15 protein-coding genes and 1 pseudogene are annotated in these 17,791 nt (G+C 62.5%); 13 read left to right on the forward strand and 3 right to left on the reverse strand.

Going from position 1 to position 17,791, the window contains the following annotated elements; translation table 11 throughout:
• The 13 genes and pseudogenes from JQ46_RS09540 to JQ46_RS09600 all read left to right on the forward strand — a co-directional run.
• A pseudogene (locus tag JQ46_RS09540) lies at positions 1-997 on the forward strand (IS3 family transposase); the annotation flags it as partial.
• Between the two features lie 220 nt (positions 998-1,217).
• A complete protein-coding gene (locus JQ46_RS09545; RefSeq protein ID WP_034987693.1) occupies positions 1,218-3,512 on the forward strand; it encodes a polyribonucleotide nucleotidyltransferase in 2,295 nt (764 codons plus the stop codon).
• A 28-nt stretch (positions 3,513-3,540) separates the two neighbouring features.
• Positions 3,541-4,314, forward strand: coding sequence for a 4-hydroxy-tetrahydrodipicolinate reductase (gene dapB / locus JQ46_RS09550; RefSeq protein WP_034987696.1), 774 nt, complete (start codon positions 3,541-3,543; stop codon positions 4,312-4,314).
• A 3-nt stretch (positions 4,315-4,317) separates the two neighbouring features.
• Entirely contained in the window at positions 4,318-5,070 is a 753-nt protein-coding gene (gene thyX, locus JQ46_RS09555; RefSeq protein ID WP_034987699.1) for an FAD-dependent thymidylate synthase, read from the forward strand.
• A 92-nt stretch (positions 5,071-5,162) separates the two neighbouring features.
• Entirely contained in the window at positions 5,163-6,065 is a 903-nt protein-coding gene (dapA, locus tag JQ46_RS09560; protein ID WP_034987702.1) for a 4-hydroxy-tetrahydrodipicolinate synthase, read from the forward strand.
• A gap of 7 nt (positions 6,066-6,072) precedes the next feature.
• The gene (locus JQ46_RS09565; RefSeq protein ID WP_034987705.1) at positions 6,073-8,205 is read left to right on the forward strand and encodes a ribonuclease J; all 2,133 of its coding nucleotides are present in this window, start codon (positions 6,073-6,075) and stop codon (positions 8,203-8,205) included.
• A gap of 27 nt (positions 8,206-8,232) precedes the next feature.
• Complete coding sequence (locus tag JQ46_RS09570) at positions 8,233-8,877, forward strand: TIGR03085 family metal-binding protein (RefSeq protein WP_034987708.1); 645 nt, start codon at positions 8,233-8,235, stop codon at positions 8,875-8,877.
• 90 nt (positions 8,878-8,967) lie between these two features.
• A complete protein-coding gene (locus JQ46_RS09575; protein ID WP_034987710.1) occupies positions 8,968-12,081 on the forward strand; it encodes a DNA translocase FtsK in 3,114 nt (1,037 codons plus the stop codon).
• Between the two features lie 224 nt (positions 12,082-12,305).
• The gene (locus JQ46_RS09580; protein WP_034987712.1) at positions 12,306-13,325 is read left to right on the forward strand and encodes a TerC family protein; all 1,020 of its coding nucleotides are present in this window, start codon (positions 12,306-12,308) and stop codon (positions 13,323-13,325) included.
• A gap of 6 nt (positions 13,326-13,331) precedes the next feature.
• Complete coding sequence (gene pgsA, locus JQ46_RS09585) at positions 13,332-13,934, forward strand: CDP-diacylglycerol--glycerol-3-phosphate 3-phosphatidyltransferase (RefSeq protein ID WP_034987717.1); 603 nt, start codon at positions 13,332-13,334, stop codon at positions 13,932-13,934.
• Positions 13,935-14,450 carry a CinA family protein gene (locus tag JQ46_RS09590; protein ID WP_034987719.1) on the forward strand — a complete coding sequence of 172 codons (516 nt, stop codon included), beginning with the start codon at positions 13,935-13,937 and terminating at the stop codon, positions 14,448-14,450.
• A gap of 58 nt (positions 14,451-14,508) precedes the next feature.
• On the forward strand, positions 14,509-14,850 hold the full coding sequence (locus tag JQ46_RS09595) for a helix-turn-helix domain-containing protein (RefSeq protein ID WP_034987723.1): 342 nt from the start codon (positions 14,509-14,511) through the stop codon (positions 14,848-14,850).
• 94 nt (positions 14,851-14,944) lie between these two features.
• Entirely contained in the window at positions 14,945-15,787 is an 843-nt protein-coding gene (locus JQ46_RS09600) for a PspA/IM30 family protein (protein WP_034987728.1), read from the forward strand.
• A gap of 9 nt (positions 15,788-15,796) precedes the next feature.
• On the opposite strand, the gene JQ46_RS09605 is transcribed toward JQ46_RS09600, so the two are convergent.
• Genes JQ46_RS09605 through JQ46_RS09615 form a run of 3 tightly spaced genes read right to left on the reverse strand, consistent with a single transcriptional unit; the run spans position 15,797 to position 17,711 of the window.
• Positions 15,797-16,423: an energy-coupling factor transporter transmembrane component T family protein gene (locus JQ46_RS09605; protein WP_034987732.1), complete on the reverse strand. Its 627-nt coding sequence runs from the start codon at positions 16,421-16,423 to the stop codon at positions 15,797-15,799.
• A gap of 7 nt (positions 16,424-16,430) precedes the next feature.
• Entirely contained in the window at positions 16,431-17,126 is a 696-nt protein-coding gene (locus JQ46_RS09610) for an energy-coupling factor ABC transporter ATP-binding protein (protein WP_034987735.1), read from the reverse strand.
• 3 nt (positions 17,127-17,129) lie between these two features.
• Complete coding sequence (locus JQ46_RS09615; protein WP_237744797.1) at positions 17,130-17,711, reverse strand: biotin transporter BioY; 582 nt, start codon at positions 17,709-17,711, stop codon at positions 17,130-17,132.
• Positions 17,712-17,791: the final 80 nt, after the last annotated feature.

A 17,791-nucleotide genomic window follows, 5' to 3' on the forward strand; every position in this document is an offset into this window, starting at 1 on the left:
AGGGCAGACCCAAAGGCTCGGCTGCACCGAAGCGGCTTACAGAAGAAGACAAGCTGCGCCGTCAGATCGCACGGTTGGAAGCGGAAAACGCGTACTTAAAAAAATTGCGGGACTTGAGGAACCAGGGACACGCCTGAAAGTCCAGGCGATTGTCATCCTCAAGTCGCACCACCGCTTGGAGTACCTCCTAGAGGCCGCTGGTATCCCACGGTCGACGTTCTTTTACCACCAGAAACGACTCAACGAACCGGATAAGTACGCAGTGCTCAAAGACGCGATCCGGGAGTGCTTCGAACGTAACAAGCATCGCTATGGCTACCGGCGGGTGCTGCTGGACCTGCGTAACCAGGGCTGGGTGGTCAACCACAAACTCGTCTACAAACTCATGTGCCAGATGGGTCTTCGAGCCAAGATTCGCCAACGCAGGCCCTATGTTTCCTACAGCGGGGCGATCAGCCACATCGCTGACAACACACTCGACCGCAAGTTCACTCCGGATCAGCCAAATACCGTTTTTGTCAGCGACGTCACCGAGTTCAGGGTTGCAGGCCGCAAGGTGTATTTGTCACCGGTGATGGACTTGTTCGACCGCTCCATCGTCGCTCACAGCGTGGCTACATCGCCGTCGACAGCGTTGACCACCGATTCTTTGTCCAAGGCGATCGCGGCGTGTGCGCCTGAACCCGGGTGGATGATGCACACAGATCAAGGTTTCCAGTACCAGCATGCCTCCTGGCGTGACCTGATCGGCGACAACGGTGGTGTGCAGTCGATGTCGCGTAAAGCCAACTGCTACGACAACGCGGTCATGGAAAACTTCTTTGGACACTTGAAGACAGAGATGTACCACGGTGAAGTCTTCGACACGGTCGCAGAGTTCAATCAAGCGATCGACGAGTACATCAGGTGGTACAACACCGAACGCATCCAACAACGACTAAAGGGCCTGACCCCGATGCAATATCGGAATCAGACCCTTGAACCCCTCACCGCCTAGAATTAAACCAGTCCAACTTTCGGGGGCTAGTTCAAAAGACGAGGTGGCGGGCGTTTGTGCTATTTCGTGCTAGTCTTGATGCCGGTTAAAACCTAAAAGCCAATCGAATAGTTCAAGAAAATTCCACGTCGGTGGCGTCGGCACCGAAGACCAGACGAACAGGCAACCGCCGTGGAGTGCAACGCAAGGTAACGCAGAAAGGCGATTGCGAAACTCCATTATGAGTACGAAGAAGCAGAACATCCAAGCAGAGCTCGTTGACCCGGATGCCGGTGTGTGGGAAGTAGAGGCCACCATTGATAACGGCGACTTCGGCACCCGCAGCATCCGCTTTGAAACCGGGCTGCTGGCCCGCCAGGCCGATGGGGCAGTGACGGCCTACCTGGACGAGGACACGATGCTGCTGTCCACCACCGCCGCCTCCCGCCAGCCGCGCGAGGGCATCGACTTCTTCCCGCTGACCGTGGACGTGGAAGAGCGCATGTACTCCGTCGGCCGCATCCCGGGCAGCTTCTTCCGCCGCGAAGGTCGTCCGGGCACGGATGCGATTCTGGCCGCCCGCCTGATCGATCGCCCGCTGCGCCCCACCTTCGTGCGCGGTCTGCGTAACGAGGTGCAGGTCATCGTGACCGTGCTGTCGATGGATCCGAAGGACCGCTACGACGTGCTGGCCATCAACGGCGCTTCCGCCTCCACCCAGCTGTCCGGCCTGCCGGTTTCCGGTCCGGTGGGTGGCGTGCGCATGGCGCTCGTCGTGGATTCCGACCACCCGGAGGGCCAGTGGGTTGCTTTCCCGACGCGCGAGCAGGAAGAAAAGGCCATTTTCGAGCTGGTCGTGGCCGGTCGCGTGACCGAGCCGGTGAAGCCCGCTCGCGGCCGTGGTCGCGGTCGTGGGAAGGGCGCGGGCAGCGGCGAGCCGAACGTTGCCGTCATGATGGTCGAGGCCGGCGCTACCGACACCGTCGTCGAGCGCATTGCCGAGGGTGCACCGGCGCCGACCGAAGAGGTTGTGGCGCAGGGTATCGAGGCCGCTAAGCCGTTTATCGCCACGCTCTGTGAGGCGCAGGACGCTCTGGCCAAGGCTGTGGACGCCGAGACGCGCGAATTCGAGCTGTTCCCGCCCTACGGCGAGGACGTTTTCGCCTCTGTCCAGGCGGAAGCACAGGATGCGCTGGAAGACATCATGGCCATCGCCGACAAGCAGGAGCGCGACGAGGCACTGGCCGCGAACATGCAGGCCAGCGTTGACGACCTGCTGCCGGAGTTCCCAGAGCGCGAGGCGGAGATCCGCGCGGCCCACAACGAGGTCACCAAGACCGTGGTGCGTCGCCGCATCCTGGAGGATGGCTTCCGCATCGATGGCCGCGACAGCACCACGATCCGCGACCTGGGCATCGTCGTCCAGCTGCTGCCGCGTGCACACGGCTCGGCCCTGTTCGAGCGCGGCGAGACCCAGATCCTGGGCGTGACCACGCTGGACATGCTGAAGATGGAACAGCAGATCGACTCTCTGGGGCCGGAGACCACGAAGCGTTACATCCACCACTACAACTTCCCGCCGTACTCCACCGGCGAGACCGGTCGCGTGGGCTCCCCGAAGCGCCGCGAGATCGGCCACGGTGCACTGGCGGAGCGCGCATTGACGCCCGTGATCCCCAGCCGCGATGACTTCCCGTACACCATCCGCCAGGTCTCGGAGGCTCTGGGCTCCAACGGCTCGACCTCCATGGGCTCCGTGTGCGCTTCGACCTTGAGCCTGTACAACGCCGGCGTGCCACTGAAGGCGCCGGTGGCGGGCATTGCAATGGGTCTGGTGACCGGCAAGGTTGGCAAGGCCGGCAAGGACAAGTACGTCACCCTGACCGACATCCTGGGCGCCGAGGATGCCTTCGGCGACATGGACTTCAAGGTCGCGGGTACTCCCGACTTCGTGACGGCTCTGCAGCTGGATACCAAGCTCGACGGTATTCCGTCCGACGTGCTGGCCGAGGCTCTGCAGCAGGCGCGCACCGCGCGCCTGGAGATCCTGCAGCTGATGGGCGAGGCCATTGACTCTCCGGATGACATGAGCGACCTGGCTCCGCAGATCACCAGCATCAACATTCCGCAGAACAAGATCGGTGAGGTCATCGGCCCGAAGGGTAAGACCATCAACCAGATCACGGAGGAGACCGGCGCGAACATCACCATCGAGGACGATGGCACGGTGTTCATCTCCGCCGTCGGCGGCGAGGCCGCGCGCGAGGCGGAGGAGAAGATCAACGCCATCGCGAACCCGCAGCAGCCGAAGGTGGGCGACCGCTTCCTGGGCACAGTAGTGAAGACCACCGCTTTCGGTGCATTCGTCTCCCTGCTGCCGGGGCGCGACGGCCTGATCCACATCTCCAACCTGGGTGGCGACCGCCGCATCGAGCGCGTTGAGGACGAGGTCTCGGTGGGTGACAAGCTCGAGGTGGAGATCGCGGACATCGATAACCGCGGCAAGATCTCCTTGGTCCTGGTCGAAGAGAACTAGCCGCTAGCTATTAAGGAGCGATTGATCTATGACTCGCATTGGTGTTTTGGGTGCCCGCGGGCGCGTGGGCAGCGCCGTTGTCGCCGCCGTTGAGGCGGACGCGAACCACGAGCTGGTGGCCGCCATCGACCACGGCGATGACCTGCAGGCGCTGGTGGATAACAAGGCTGAGGTCGTGGTGGACTTCACCGTTCCGGATGCCGTGATGGGCAACCTGGAGTTTTGCATTAACAACGGCATCCACGCCGTCGTCGGTACCACCGGCTGGACGGAAGAGCGCTTTGAAACCGTTCGCGGTTGGCTGCAGGAATCCCCGGAGACTGGGGTGCTCGTCGCCCCGAACTTCGCCATCTCCGCCGTGCTGACCATGAAGTTTGCGGAGATCGCGGCGCCCTTCTTCGAGTCCGCCGAGGTCGTGGAGCTGCACCACCCGAACAAGGTGGACGCGCCTTCGGGTACTGCGGTGCACACCGCGGAAGGCATCGCGCGCGCTCGTAAGGCCGCGGGGCTGGCCGAGCAGCCCGACGCCACCACGCAGTCCCTGGACGGGGCGCGTGGCGCTGACGTGCAGGGAGTACCGGTGCACGCCGTACGCATGACCGGCATGGTTGCCCACGAGCAGGTCATCTTCGGCACCAAGGGACAGACATTGACCCTGAAGCAGGATTCCTACGACCGTGAGTCCTTCGTGCCGGGAATCATGATCGGCGTCGAGAAGATCGGTGAGAACCCGGGCCTGACCATCGGTTTGGAGAAGTTCCTGGGACTGGACGGCGATGTCAACGGCGGTGCTAAGGCCTAGTTCATGGCTACTGTTGCACCCCTACAGATCGACCTCGTGGGTCACACCGCCTTTGACTCAGCGCCAGACCTGAACTGGCAAACTGACGTGGATGATAGTGCCGCTTTGGTCGAGTTCGCAGGCAGGGCTTGCTACGAAACGTGGGACAAGCCCAACCCGCACACTGCGACGAATGCGGCGTACGTCCGCCACATCATGGACGTCGGCCACACCACGCTGCTCGAGCACGCCAGTGCCTCGATGTACCTGCGCGGAGTTTCTCGCTCGTGCGGTCACGAGATCATGCGCCACCGGCATTTTAGCTTCAGCCAGCTTTCGCAGCGCTACGTACCTGCCGACGAGGCGCGGGTCGTAGTGCCCGAAGCGGTAGCCGGCAATGAGGACTTGAAGAAGCTATTCTTGCAGGCAGCGGATGTGGCATACGACGCCTACCGGGAGATCCTGGATGGGCTGGGCGAGGACTTCGCCGAGGAGCCAAACGCCGTGTTGCGCACGAAGCAGGCACGGCAGGCGGCCCGAGCGGTGTTGCCGAACTGCATCGAAACCCGTTTCGTCATGAGCGGCAACTTCCGCAGCTGGCGGCATTTTATCGCCATGCGTGCCGCCGAGCATGCGGATCCGGAGATCCGCCGGATCGCTGTCGCGTGCTTGCGTAAACTGCAGGAAGTAGCGCCGAACGTGTTCGAGGACTTCTCGATCACGCAGTTGCACGACGGCGGGGAGATGGCGACGAGCCCGTACGTCGGTGAATCTTAAGGATGGCGGATCTTAGGGGTGTCCATTACAACCCGCCGAAATTAACACCCAAATACGTGAGTTTCTCGTGAAGGAAGGTAGTCTGGGAAGTCATGAGTACAGGTAACGCAGCAACAAGGGGATCCGCGCACTTCGGAACTATCTCTCTTGCGATGGTGACCCCCTTCAAGAAGGACGGCTCCATCGACTTGGACGCGGGCGTGGCACTTGCTGGCCACTTCGTGGATGAGGGCTGCGATTCTTTGGTCTTGGCCGGAACTACCGGAGAATCACCCACCACAGGTGCGACCGAGAAGCTTGACCTGCTCAGAGCAGTACGATCCGAGCTCGGCGACCGCGTAAAGCTGATCGCCGGAAGCGGGTCTTATGACACAGCTGTCACCGTAGAAATGTCTCGCGCATCGCAAGAGGCGGGGGCTGACTCTCTGCTGGTTGTGACTCCTTACTACTCCCGTCCCAGCCAAGAGGGTATCTACCAGCACTTTAAGACCGTTGCGGACGCAGTGGATATTCCAGTGTGCGTCTACGACATTCCCTCTCGTTCCGTCGTGCCGGTGGAGCCGGAGACCCTGCACCGACTGGCCGATCATCCACAGATCGCCGCCGTCAAGGATGCAAAGGGTGATTTGGCCGCAGGCATGGAGCTGATTGAGAACACCGACCTGGCTTGGTACTCGGGCGATGACCCGCTGAACCTGCCCTGGTTGGTCGCAGGTGCCACCGGCTTCATCTCTGTGATTGGCCACGTAGCAACGCGACAGCTCAAGCAGATGAGGGATGCGTTCGACGCAGGCGACATTGCCACCGCCCGTAGCATCGCAGTGCAACTGCAGCCGCTACAGAAGGCACAGGCCCGCCTCGGGGGCGTGACATTCGCGAAGGCAGCACTGAAGCTAAAGGGGAAGGACGTGGGTGCACCGCGTCTTCCCATTATCGAACCAACAGCCGCTGAGATGGATCAGCTGGCTCAAGACCTGCAGGCAGCAGGGGTATAGGGAAAATATGACTGAACAACGTTCCCGAGGCCGCAAGGTTACTCGGAAGGCCGCTCCGCCGAGCGCTGAAGCGGAAGCACAATCGGATAACACCGCTGTCTCCAACGCTGAGGCTGCGACGGTTTTCAACGATGGTGGCGTCGCTAAGAACAACGCCAACCACAATGCCAACAACAACTCCGACGGCAACGACAACAACGGCTCTGCCGACAAGGGCGGCAACAAGAACAACAACGGTGGCGGCAACCGCAACCGTAACCGTCGCTCCCGGGGTCGCGGCCGCGGCAACGGCGGCAATAGCAGCAACAACGGCGGCAACCGGAATAACGGTGGTGGCAAGGGGCGCGGCCGGGGTCGCGGTGGCGACCGCCGTAAGGGCGCGCTGAAGACCATGCAGGGCGCGGACCTGACGCAGCGCCTGCCGAAGCCGCCAAAGCAGCCGAAGGGCAGCCTGCGCATCGTCGCGCTGGGCGGTATCTCAGAGATCGGCCGCAACATGACGGTCTTCGAGTACGAAGGCCGCCTGCTGATCATCGACTGTGGTGTGCTGTTCCCAAGCTCTGGTGAGCCGGGCGTGGATCTGATCCTGCCGGACTTCAGCTACCTGGACGATAAGTGGGACCGCGTGGAAGCGCTGGTCATCACCCACGGCCACGAGGACCACATCGGTGCCATTCCGTGGCTGCTGAAGCAGCGCGCGGATATTCCGATCATCGCCTCCCGCTTTACCTGCGCGCTGATCGCTGCGAAGACTCAGGAGCACCGTCAGCGCCCGAAGCTGATCGAGGTGGACGAGAACTCGCACGAAAGCCGCGGTCCGTTCGATCTGCGCTTTTTCGCCGTGAACCACTCCATCCCGGACTGCCTGGGCATCGCCCTGAAGACCGGGGCTGGCCTGCTGGTGCACACCGGCGATATTAAGCTGGATCAGACCCCGCTGGACGGCCGCCCGACGGATCTGCCGGCGCTGTCTCGTTTCGGCGACGAGGGCGTGGACCTGTTCCTGTGTGACTCCACCAATGCGACCACCCCGGGCGTCTCCGGCTCTGAGGCTGATATCGCGCCGACGCTGAAGCGTCTGGTGCGTGGCGCTAAGCAGCGCGTCATCATCGCCTCCTTCGCATCGAACGTCTCCCGCGTGCAGTCGGCTGTGGACGCCGCCGTGGCGGCCAACCGCAAGGTTGCCTTCAACGGCCGTTCCATGATCCGCAATATGGAGATCGCCGAGCGCATGGGCTACCTGAACGTCCCGCGCGGCACGATCGTCTCTATGGACGAGGCCTCCAAGATGGCTCCGCACAAGGTCGTGCTGATTACCACCGGTACACAGGGCGAGCCGATGGCGGCACTGTCGCGCATGGCCCGCCGCGAGCACCGTCAGATCACCGTCCGCGACGGTGACCTGATCATCCTGTCCTCCTCCCTGGTTCCGGGTAACGAGGAAGCAGTGTTCGGCGTGATCAACATGCTGTCCCAGATAGGCGCGACCGTGATCACGGGCCGTGACGCGAAGGTACACACCTCCGGCCACGGCTACTCCGGCGAACTGCTGTTCCTATACAACGCCGCCCGCCCGCGCAACGCGATGCCGGTGCACGGCGAGTGGCGCCACCTGCGCGCCAACAAGGAGCTGGCGATCAGCACCGGTGTGAACCCGAACAACATTCCGCTGGCGCAGAACGGCGTGGTTGTCGACCTGCACAATGGTCACGCGAAGGTGGTCGGCCAGATCACCGTCGGTAACCTGTACGTCGACGGCACCCGTATGGGCGACATCGACAGCGGAGTCCTGGAGGACCGCACCGCGATGTCCGAGGGCGGCCTGGTTTCCATCACCACCGTCATCGACAACCGCACCGGCCGTCCGCTGGAGGCCCCGAGCGTGCAGGCCAAGGGCTTCTCCGACGACGCCCGCGACATGCTCAAGGAGATCCAGGAGAAGGTCGACAACGTCATGATCGACCTGGCCGGCGAGGGCGAGAACGATCCCTACCGCATGGCGCAGGCTATCCGCCGCAAGGTGGGCAAGCTGATCTCCGACAAGTGGAACCGCAAGCCGATGATCGTGCCGACCGTCGTGCCGATGAGCTCCGAGATTGTCGAGGAACTCGAGGAAGAAGAGTCGCGCGAATCCGTCTAGCCTAAGGTTTCGCTACGCTGGGGTGGCATGGAACACAACATGCACACCTCCCAAGCGGAACGCGAAGCCCTGGCGAACCTTCTACAGCAGTCCAGTCCTGACGCACCTACGTTGTGCGCGGGCTGGACTGCTCGCGATTTGGTGGTCCACCTCGTTATCCGCGAGTACCGTCCGGATGCCGCCGCTGGCATGTTCTTCAAGGGGCTGGCTAACCGCCTGGATTCCGTCAGCCACGACTACGAGTCCAAGCCGTATGCTGAGCTGGTGGAGATGTACCGCAACGGTCCGCCGACGTGGAATCCGTTGCGCCTGGCGGACAAATACGCCAATCTAGCCGAGAACTTCGTTCACCACGAGGATCTGCGCCGTGGAGGAGGGGAGTACGTTCCCCGCGACCTTCCGCAGTCCGCCCGAGATGATCTGTGGAAGGCGGTGGGGAAGATGGCGAAGTTCTTCCTGCGCTCCTCGACCATTCACGTGGTTCTGGAGCGTACCGACGCCTCTGCGCCGACGGTGGTTCGTGCGGGCGCCGACAGCACCGACGAGGTACGGGTAAGCGGTGGAGCCGGGGAGCTGTTGCTGTGGCTGTATGGCCGCGACGGTGCCGTGGACGTTGTTCTGAACCCTGCGGATGAGGACACGACCGCGCGCATTAAGCGACACGTCTTCTAAATATTCTTCCGCCGAATCTGAGCATTTTTTTAGAACAAAACGCGTGTTGCTCATGTGACTACTGTGATCGGTGCGACTAGAGTGGTGGCCATGTCTGTCACTAGTCGTTCTCGCAGCTCTGCGCCCCGCGGAAGGGGCGCACACGCCAACCGACCGAGCTCCAGCCGTCGTGGTGGGTTCGAAGATACTCGAACCGCCGCGCCGGTCGGTGCCGGTTATTCTGGCTATGCCGGGGGCGAGGACTTCGAGAGGACCGGCAGCGCCTTCGGCGTGGTCGGCCACTCGTTGGGGGCTGCGTTTAGCGGAGCGGCACGGGGCATCGGTGGCTTGACTCGCCGCCTGGCGACCCGCCGTGACACAGGTGACTTTGATTCTTATGACGATGCAGATTTGCTAGAGGAGGCGGAAACCCAGGTGATCTCCAAACGGGAGAAACAGCGGAAATCGCGCAATGGTCAAGCAAAGAAGCTTGACTCTGGCCGCGGTGCGCGCGCTAACGACGGCTGGACGCCGGACACCGAGGACGACGGTTTTGACGCCGACTTCAGTGCTCAGGATGCCCGCGAAGGCACCGAGCCTATGCGTATCGGCGGTTCCTATGACGGCGCCGCCATTGGCGTGTTCGCGGTGGCTTTGATCCTGGCCGGAACCTTGTGGTTTGGAGTGGGCGGTGCCGTGGGCAACGGCATTGCGGGAATTCTCACCTGGATCATCGGCGCGGGCGGATACGTAGTCCCGATCGCCATGGCCTTCGCCGCCTGGGTGCTGATGGTTGGCATCGAGCGCACCCAGCGTTCTACCGCCCGCCTGTGGATCGGCTCTGCGCTGGTGGTGCTGCCGATGCTGGGACTCATTCACATCTTCGCGGGTCAGCCCACCGACAGCGCCGGGAAGGCGAGCGCGGGTGGTCTGGTCGGCCAGGCTATCGGTACGCCGATGGCCGTTGGCTTTAGTGCTTACCTGGCCGTTCCTCTACTGTTGCTGGCCATTGTGTACGGCGCGCTGCAGCTCACAGGGCTGACGGTGAAGCAGATTTACACCCTCGCAGCGGACTTCCTGGGAGTGGGCAGTTGGCGCGATGGTCGCGGTAACGATGATTACGCCGACTACGAAAACCAATCCAACGACGTTGACGAGGACGATCAGTATGGCCACGTCGATCGTCAGATCACCCGCGCCGCCCGCCGGACGCCGATGGACAACTACCCGGTGGAGGAGCAGGGGAGCGGCGTAGACGACGCGGCTGACTCCAATGAGACCCTGGTGCTCGACACTGCGGCCTCCCGCACACCGCAGCGACGCAAGCGCACACAGCCGAAGCGCACACAGCCGAAGCGCACCCAGCCGAAGCCTGCACCACAGGTGGAGGACGTCGCAGAGCTGCTGGAAGACGACGACCCGGAGCCCCAGGTAAAGTCCAAGCCGGAGCCCAAGCGGGACCCCGTAGCCGACTCCCGTGACTCGGTGCGACAGGCCATCATCGCCCGCTCGGGTATCGACGCTGCCGCGGTTCCAGCTTCTACGCCGAAGTCGGAGCTGGAAGAGGATGTGGCTGAGGGCGTCACAGATGAGGTCGCAGAGAAAGCCACAACGAAGAAGGAAGACAGCGACTACGCGCTGCCGTCGACGGACCTGCTGCTCAACGGCGATGCGCCGAAGACCCGCAGCGAAACGAACGACCGGATGATCGAGGCGATCACCGATGTGTTCGAGGAGTTCAAAGTCGACGCGCAGGTCACGGGCTTTAGCCGCGGACCGACAGTGACCCGCTACGAGGTCGAGCTCGGACCAGGCGTGAAAGTCTCCAAGATCACGAACCTCCAGTCCAACCTGGCGTACGCGGTGGCCACCGACAACGTGCGCCTGTTGACGCCAATTCCGGGCAAGTCCGCAGTTGGCATCGAGGTGCCCAACACCGACCGCGAGATGGTGCGTCTCGGCGACGTGCTGGAGGCACCTAAGGTGCGCGGTGATGCCGACCCGATGGTCATCGGCCTGGGCAAGGACATCGAGGGCGACTTCGTGGCCCACTCGATTCAGAAGATGCCGCACCTGCTGGTGGCGGGTTCCACTGGCTCCGGTAAGTCTGCCTTCGTGAACTCCATGCTGGTATCGCTGCTGACCCGCGCCACGCCGGACGAGGTACGCCTGATCCTGGTGGATCCGAAGATGGTGGAGCTGACCCCCTACGAGGGCATCCCGCACCTGATTACGCCCATCATCACCCAGCCGAAGAAGGCGGCCGCCGCCCTGACCTGGCTAGTAGAGGAGATGGAGCAGCGCTACATGGACATGAAGGCCAGCCGCGTACGCCACATCAAGGACTTCAACCGCAAGGTTAAGTCCGGCGAGATCACAACCCCACTGGGCTCGGAGCGCGAGTACCGCCCGTACCCGTACATCGTGTGCGTGGTCGACGAGCTGGCCGACCTGATGATGACCGCCCCGCGCGAGATCGAGGACTCGATTGTGCGCATCACCCAGAAGGCGCGCGCCGCCGGTATCCACCTGGTGCTGGCAACGCAGCGCCCGTCGGTGGACGTGGTCACCGGCCTGATCAAGACGAACGTTCCTTCCCGTCTTGCCTTCGCCACCAGCTCCTCGACCGACTCCCGCGTGATCCTGGACCAGGGCGGCGCGGAGAAGCTGATCGGCATGGGCGATGGTCTGTTCATCCCGCAGGGTGCGGGCAAGCCGCAGCGCATTCAGGGCGCCTTCGTGACGGACGAGGAGATCAACGCCGTCGTGGAAGCCGCCAAGGACCAGGCCGAGCCCGACTACACCGAGGGTGTCACCGAGGACAAGGCCGCCGAGGCGAAGAAGGACATCGACCCGGACATCGGCAACGACCTGGAGGATCTACTGCAGGCAGTGGAGTTGGTGGTCACCAGCCAGTTCGGCTCTACCTCCATGCTGCAGCGCAAGCTGCGCATCGGCTTCGCCAAGGCCGGGCGCCTGATGGATCTGATGGAGACCCGCGGAGTGGTCGGGCCGTCCGAGGGGTCGAAGGCACGTGAGGTGCTGGTGAAGCCCGAGGAGCTCGACACGATGCTTTGGATGATCAAGGGCGCGAACCCCGAGGACGCACCCAAGGAAGTCATAGAGGCAGATGCCGAGGGGGCCGAAGGCGTTCACGACGGCGATGATTCCGGCGATGACGGGACGCGCGTGGTCGCGGCCAACCCGCCGAGCGGAGCCGTGTAGCCCCTATGGCGCAGCCGGCCTCTGGCGGGTGTAGAGTAGTCGGCAGTTGGAGGGGAGTACCCTAACGCCAAGCTTGCTTGGTGCCCTCGACATTGATCGTCAGCACGGCAGGTTGCGGTGAAGCCGCGAACCTCCCGGTCATGTCGGCCCGCAACTTTCATGGAACGGGCGGGGGAGACCTCCGGTCTATTTAGTGATGAGTTTTTATCGACCGGAGGTTTTCCATGGAAGTAAATGCCTTAACGTGGACCATCACCATCCTGGTGGTCGCCGGATTCTTTGTCTTCGATTTCTACAGCCACGTCAAAACACCCCACGAGCCGAGCATCAAGGAGTCGGCGCTGTGGAGCCTGTTCTACGTGGCTCTCGCCTGCCTCTTCGGCGGTTTCCTCTGGCTGACCTGGGGTGAGCCGGGTAACCCGCACCAGCACGGCCTGGAGTTCTTCGCCGGTTACATCACCGAGAAGGCCTTGAGCATGGATAACCTCTTTATCTTCGCGCTTATCCTGAGCTCCTTTAAGATCCCCCGCAAGTACCAGCAGAAGGTCCTGCTCATCGGCATTGCGCTGGCACTGATCCTGCGCGGTATCTTCATCGCCCTGGGTGCGGCGATCATCGAGGCGTGGTCTGACGTCTTCTACCTGTTCGGCCTGTTCCTGCTGTGGACCGCGGCGAAGCTGCTGTGGGACGAGGTCTCTGGCGAGGAAGAGAAGGACCCGCAGGACATGATGGTCATCAAGATGACCCGGAAGTTTATCCATGTCTCGGATCACTACGAGTCGGACCGTCTGTGGTTTAAGGAAAACGGCAAGAGGGTTTTGACGCCACTTTTCATCGCCCTGGTGGCCATCGGCTTCGTGGACGTGTTGTTCGCCCTCGACTCCATCCCTGCCATCTACGGCATTACCAGCGAACCGTACATCGTGTTCACGACTAACGCTCTGGCTCTGATGGGCTTGCGACAGCTGTACTTCCTGCTGGACGGCCTGCTGGAACGCCTGGTGTACCTCGGCTACGGCCTTTTCATCATCCTGGCCTTCATCGGTACCAAGCTGATCCTGCATGCGCTGCACGAGAACAACCTGCCGTTTATCAACGGCGGCGAGGGAGTTGCCGTTCCTGAGGTTTCCGTGGAGCTGTCGCTTATCGTCATCGTCGGCGTGCTGGTGGTTACCACGGTCCTGAGCATGACGGTCGGCAAGAAGAAGCAGGCCGAAAACGAAAAGAGCTCCACGGTAGGATAGGTACTTGTGAACACTTCAGCACCGCGATCTTCGTTCGGCACCTTCGTCCACAGCGTGAGCTTGCCGAATGTACTCACGTGCATTCGCATTGCTCTGATCCCGGTGTTCCTCTGGCTGATTCTGACCTCCGGGGACTGGGAAGTGCCGGGGGCCGAACCAGATTTGGCTCACCGCTGGTGGGCGCTGCTTGCCTTTAGCCTGTTGATGTTCACCGATCAGCTGGACGGTTACCTGGCTCGGCGCTACGAGGTCATCACCGACTTCGGCAAGCTGGCCGACCCGATCGCGGATAAGGCACTGATGATCTCCGCTTTCGTCAGTCTGAACATTTTGGGCGAGCTGCCGTGGTGGGTCACCGCGATTGTCGTAGTACGCGAGCTGGGCATTACCGTTTGGCGCATGGTGTTGGCGCGCAAGGGCAACGTCGTTCCGGCCTCCAAGGGCGGAAAGCTGAAGACGGTTCTGCAGACCCTGGCGGTGTTCCTCTACATCCTGCCGTTCGGCGGGGTCGTGCAGACCATCGCTGTGATCGTGATGGGTGTGGCCGTGGTGCAGACCGTTGTCACCGGCGTGCAGTACATTCTGGACTCGCGCAAGGAAAACGCTTAAATGACGGTGAACCCTGCCGCCGAACACCTGGTCCGGGAGTTCACCCGGCGGGGGCTGACCATCGCGACGGCAGAATCCCTAACCGCAGGTCTGTGCTCGGCCACGATTGCAGAGGTGCCTGGGGCTTCGGCGGTCCTACGCGGTGGCGTCATTGTCTATGCAACAGAACTCAAGCACGACCTGGCGGGAGTGAGCGAGGAAACCCTGCGCGCGCACGGACCGGTGGCGGCGGAGACCGCGGCGGAGTTGGCAAAGGGGGCGGCGCGGCGTTGCGGAGCAGATGTTGGCGTGGCGCTGACGGGCGTGGCCGGGCCCGACCCGCAGGATGGGCACCCGGTGGGAGAGGTCTTCATAGCCGTCTACGACAGTGCGCGGGGGGCGCGAGTGGAAAACCTGTACGCAGAGTATGTGCGGCTGGTTAACGAAGGAGAGTTCGCAGGGCTGGATGCGGCGCAGTTGCGTGCGAAAATTCGCCAGTTCAGCGTAAACCGCGCGCTGGAAATGGCTAGCGCGTAAACTGGCGGGAACAAATGCGCCGCCCGAGACGTTGGGATGATTGATGAGTCACAATACTATGGTCATGGATACGGTTGCGGTGGAGCGTCCGGCCGAGCGGATGCCCGCGGACGAACCGCTGCTGCGGGAGGCGCTGGGGGCGACCCTGAAGGAATACCGCACCAATAACGGTTTTACGTTGCGGCAGCTGGCCTCGCTGGCAAATGTCAGCCCGGGCTACCTGTCCGAGCTGGAGCGTGGCCGCAAGGAAGTTTCCTCTGAGCTGCTGGCCAGCGTGTGCCATGCGATGGCCGTTTCGGTGGCTTCGGTGATCCTGGAAGCTGCGTCGATGATGGCTCTGGATGCGGCGGCTGCCGAGCTGGCTGCGAACATGGCGGCGGGGGCCGTCGAACGAGCCTAAGTGCAGGGGTGTGCGACGGATTCTTGGTAGTATTATCCGCGCAAAAGAAATATTTTTAGCCCGTTTTTACCTCTCAATGAAGGAGCAATAGCTCATGGCCAATCCGTTCGTGAAGGCGTGGAAGTACCTGATGGCGCTCTTCGACAACAAGATCGAAGAAAACGCTGATCCGAAGATTCAGATCGAACAGGCCATCGCAGAGGCGCAGAAGCAGCACCAGGCACTATCCCAGCAGGCAGCGGCTGTTATCGGTAACCAGCGTCAGCTGGAGATGAAGCTGAACCGCCAGCTCGAAGAGGTAGAGAAGCTGCAGGCCAACACCAAGCAGGCGCTGAACCTCGCCGACAAGGCTCGCGCACAGGGCGACCAGCAGAAGGCCATGGAGTATGAAAATGCCGCCGAGGCCTTTGCTGCACAGCTGGTGACGGCGGAGCAGTCGGTGGAGGACATGAAGAGCCTGCACGACCAGGCTCTGCAGCAGGCCGCGCAGGCCAAGCAGGCCGTGGAGCGCAACTCCATGCAGCTGCAGCAGAAGGCCGCGGAGCGGACCAAGCTGCTGAGTCAGCTGGAGCAGGCGAAGATGCAGGAGAAGGTTGCCGATTCCCTGCAGTCCATGAACGCCGTTACCTCCAATGGCTCCCCGAACCTGGATCAGGTGCGCGAGAAGATCGAACGCCGCTACGCCAACGCCCTGGGCCAGGCCGAGCTGGCACAGAACTCTGTGCAGGGTCGCATGGCGGAGGTTGAGCAGGCCGGCATCCAGATGGCCGGGCACTCCCGCCTGGAGCAGATCCGTGCGGAGATGCAGGGTGGTGCGAACAACCAGTTGGGTGGCGCACAGCAGCAGGAAGCCATCGAGCAGGCCCAGCCGCAGGCGGGCAACGTCAGCCAGGATGCAGTGGCCGAGCGCATGCGCCAGCTGCGTGGCGAAAGCTAGTTTTTCCGGCTAGTTACCGACCCCGCGGGACTTCAGCGCCTCGCCGAGGCGGCGGGCCCGCAATAGGCTGCGAACAATCACCGGCACGCCGAAGGCAAGCACGGAGCGCGATGCGCCCCGTGCTTTTCTTGCGTCAAGCACTTCGTTGACCGTCAGTGCCGTCAGCGGAATCAGGCGGATGGTCAGTGCCACCAGCAGGCTGATAGTTTCCACCGGCAGGCCGATTTTGCCCAGGGGCCGCAGGCCGGCCTCGACAGCGTCCATGAGCTGTCCGATAGTGGTCGTTAGGGTCAGCAGAGTTGCCATGGCCACCGCGGAGAGGATCACCCCGAAGTAGGTCAGCGCTGTAGGGAAGTCCCGTTGCCACCACAGCAGCGCGGCGAAGGCCAGTAGTAGTACGGCGGGCGCGAGCAGCTGGCGCAGCGCCAAGCCCACGGGGATGCGCGCCACCAAATAGCACGCGATGGTGAAGGCGGCTACCACCCCTGCCTGCCACGGAAAGGTCGCCCAGATGGCGCTGCCGACCAGGAACAAGAAGAGCAAAAAAATTTTTAGCCCCGGCCGGGCGCGGTGCAGAATCGACTGTCCTGGGTGATACACCGACAGCGGGACATTGATGTGGAGGGACTTTGCCATTGCTTACCTACCCGCCGAAGCTCGCTACGTAGTCGGAGATGACGTGTTCGGCTGGGCCATCCCCCCGTACTTCGCCGTCGGCGATCCACAGAACGCGATCCATTTCTTCCAGCAACTCTAGGTCGTGCGTAACCACGATCAGTTGCTGCGGGAGGTCGGCCAGCCTGCGAGCGATCATCCGGCGGTTGCCGAGATCCAGCAGGGTAGTGGGCTCGTCGGCGATCACCAGCTCTGGCTCCACGACCAGCACCGAGGCCAGCGCCAGCAGTTGTTTTTCGCCACCGGAAAGAAAATGGGGGGAGGCGTCCGCGAGGTGCTCCAGCCCCATGGTGCGCAGCATGTCGGCGGCCTTTGCCTCCCTTTCGCGGCCGCTTTTGGTGGTTGCGCGCAAGGAGAACGCGACGTCCTCGGCGACCGTGGGCATGATGATCTGGTTGTCGGCGTCACTAAAGACGAACCCCACCTTGCGCCGCACCTCGCGACCGCGTTTGGCCACATTGAGCCCCGCGACGCGCACCTGCCCACTGGTGGGCTCAGCCAGTCCGTTGATGAGACGCACCAGGGTGGATTTGCCGGAGCCGTTGGCGCCGATGATGCCGATGCGGCGTTCGTCGAGGGAGAGGTTAATGTCTCGAAGGACGGTGCGCTGGCCGGTAGCGGTATCGAAGGTGACGTTCACGTTCTCGAACTCGATGCGGGGCATGCTTTAGGCCTTGCGCTTGGTCGGCAGCAGGTCTGGCACCGCCTTTGTGACGGCCAGGGCGATGGCGACGGCGAGCGTGACCTTGATGAGGTCGCCGGGGATGAATGGGGTGTTGGCCGCCAGGGCGGTGCTGAAGTCGTAGCCGAGGCGCACCATCAGGCCGATCGAACCACAGAGGTATTGGATGATCACGCCGACGATGCCGGCGAGGAAGAACACGGCGGCGCGCGCATTGGTGCTGCGCGGGGCGTACTGAGCAATAAGGCCGATGACGAAAGCGGCGATGACGTAGCCGACGATGTAGCCGACGGTGGGGCCTGCGACGGCTGCGGCGGCGGGCTTCCATCCGGCCATGTTCGGTACGCCAACGAAGCCCACCGCGATGAATAGGGTGGTGGCCAGGCCGCCGCGCCAGAAGCCGAGGATGAGGGAGGCCAGGACGATGCCCATGTTCTGTAAGACGATGGGTACGCCGGCTGCGCCGATGGGCAACTGCACGCCGCCGAGCACGATGATGAGGGCGGCGAACACGGCGATGTATGCGAGGTCTACCGCCTTGAATTTTGTAGTTTCTGAGTGTGACATAAATATGATAATAACCCAGATATCTCAGAACTTGAACACTGTTCAAGGCGGGGTTCTTGGGCGGGGGTGTAGATTGGTAG

It is taken from the genome of Corynebacterium jeikeium (assembly GCF_000738175.1).
Lineage (GTDB): Bacteria > Actinomycetota > Actinomycetes > Mycobacteriales > Mycobacteriaceae > Corynebacterium > Corynebacterium jeikeium_C.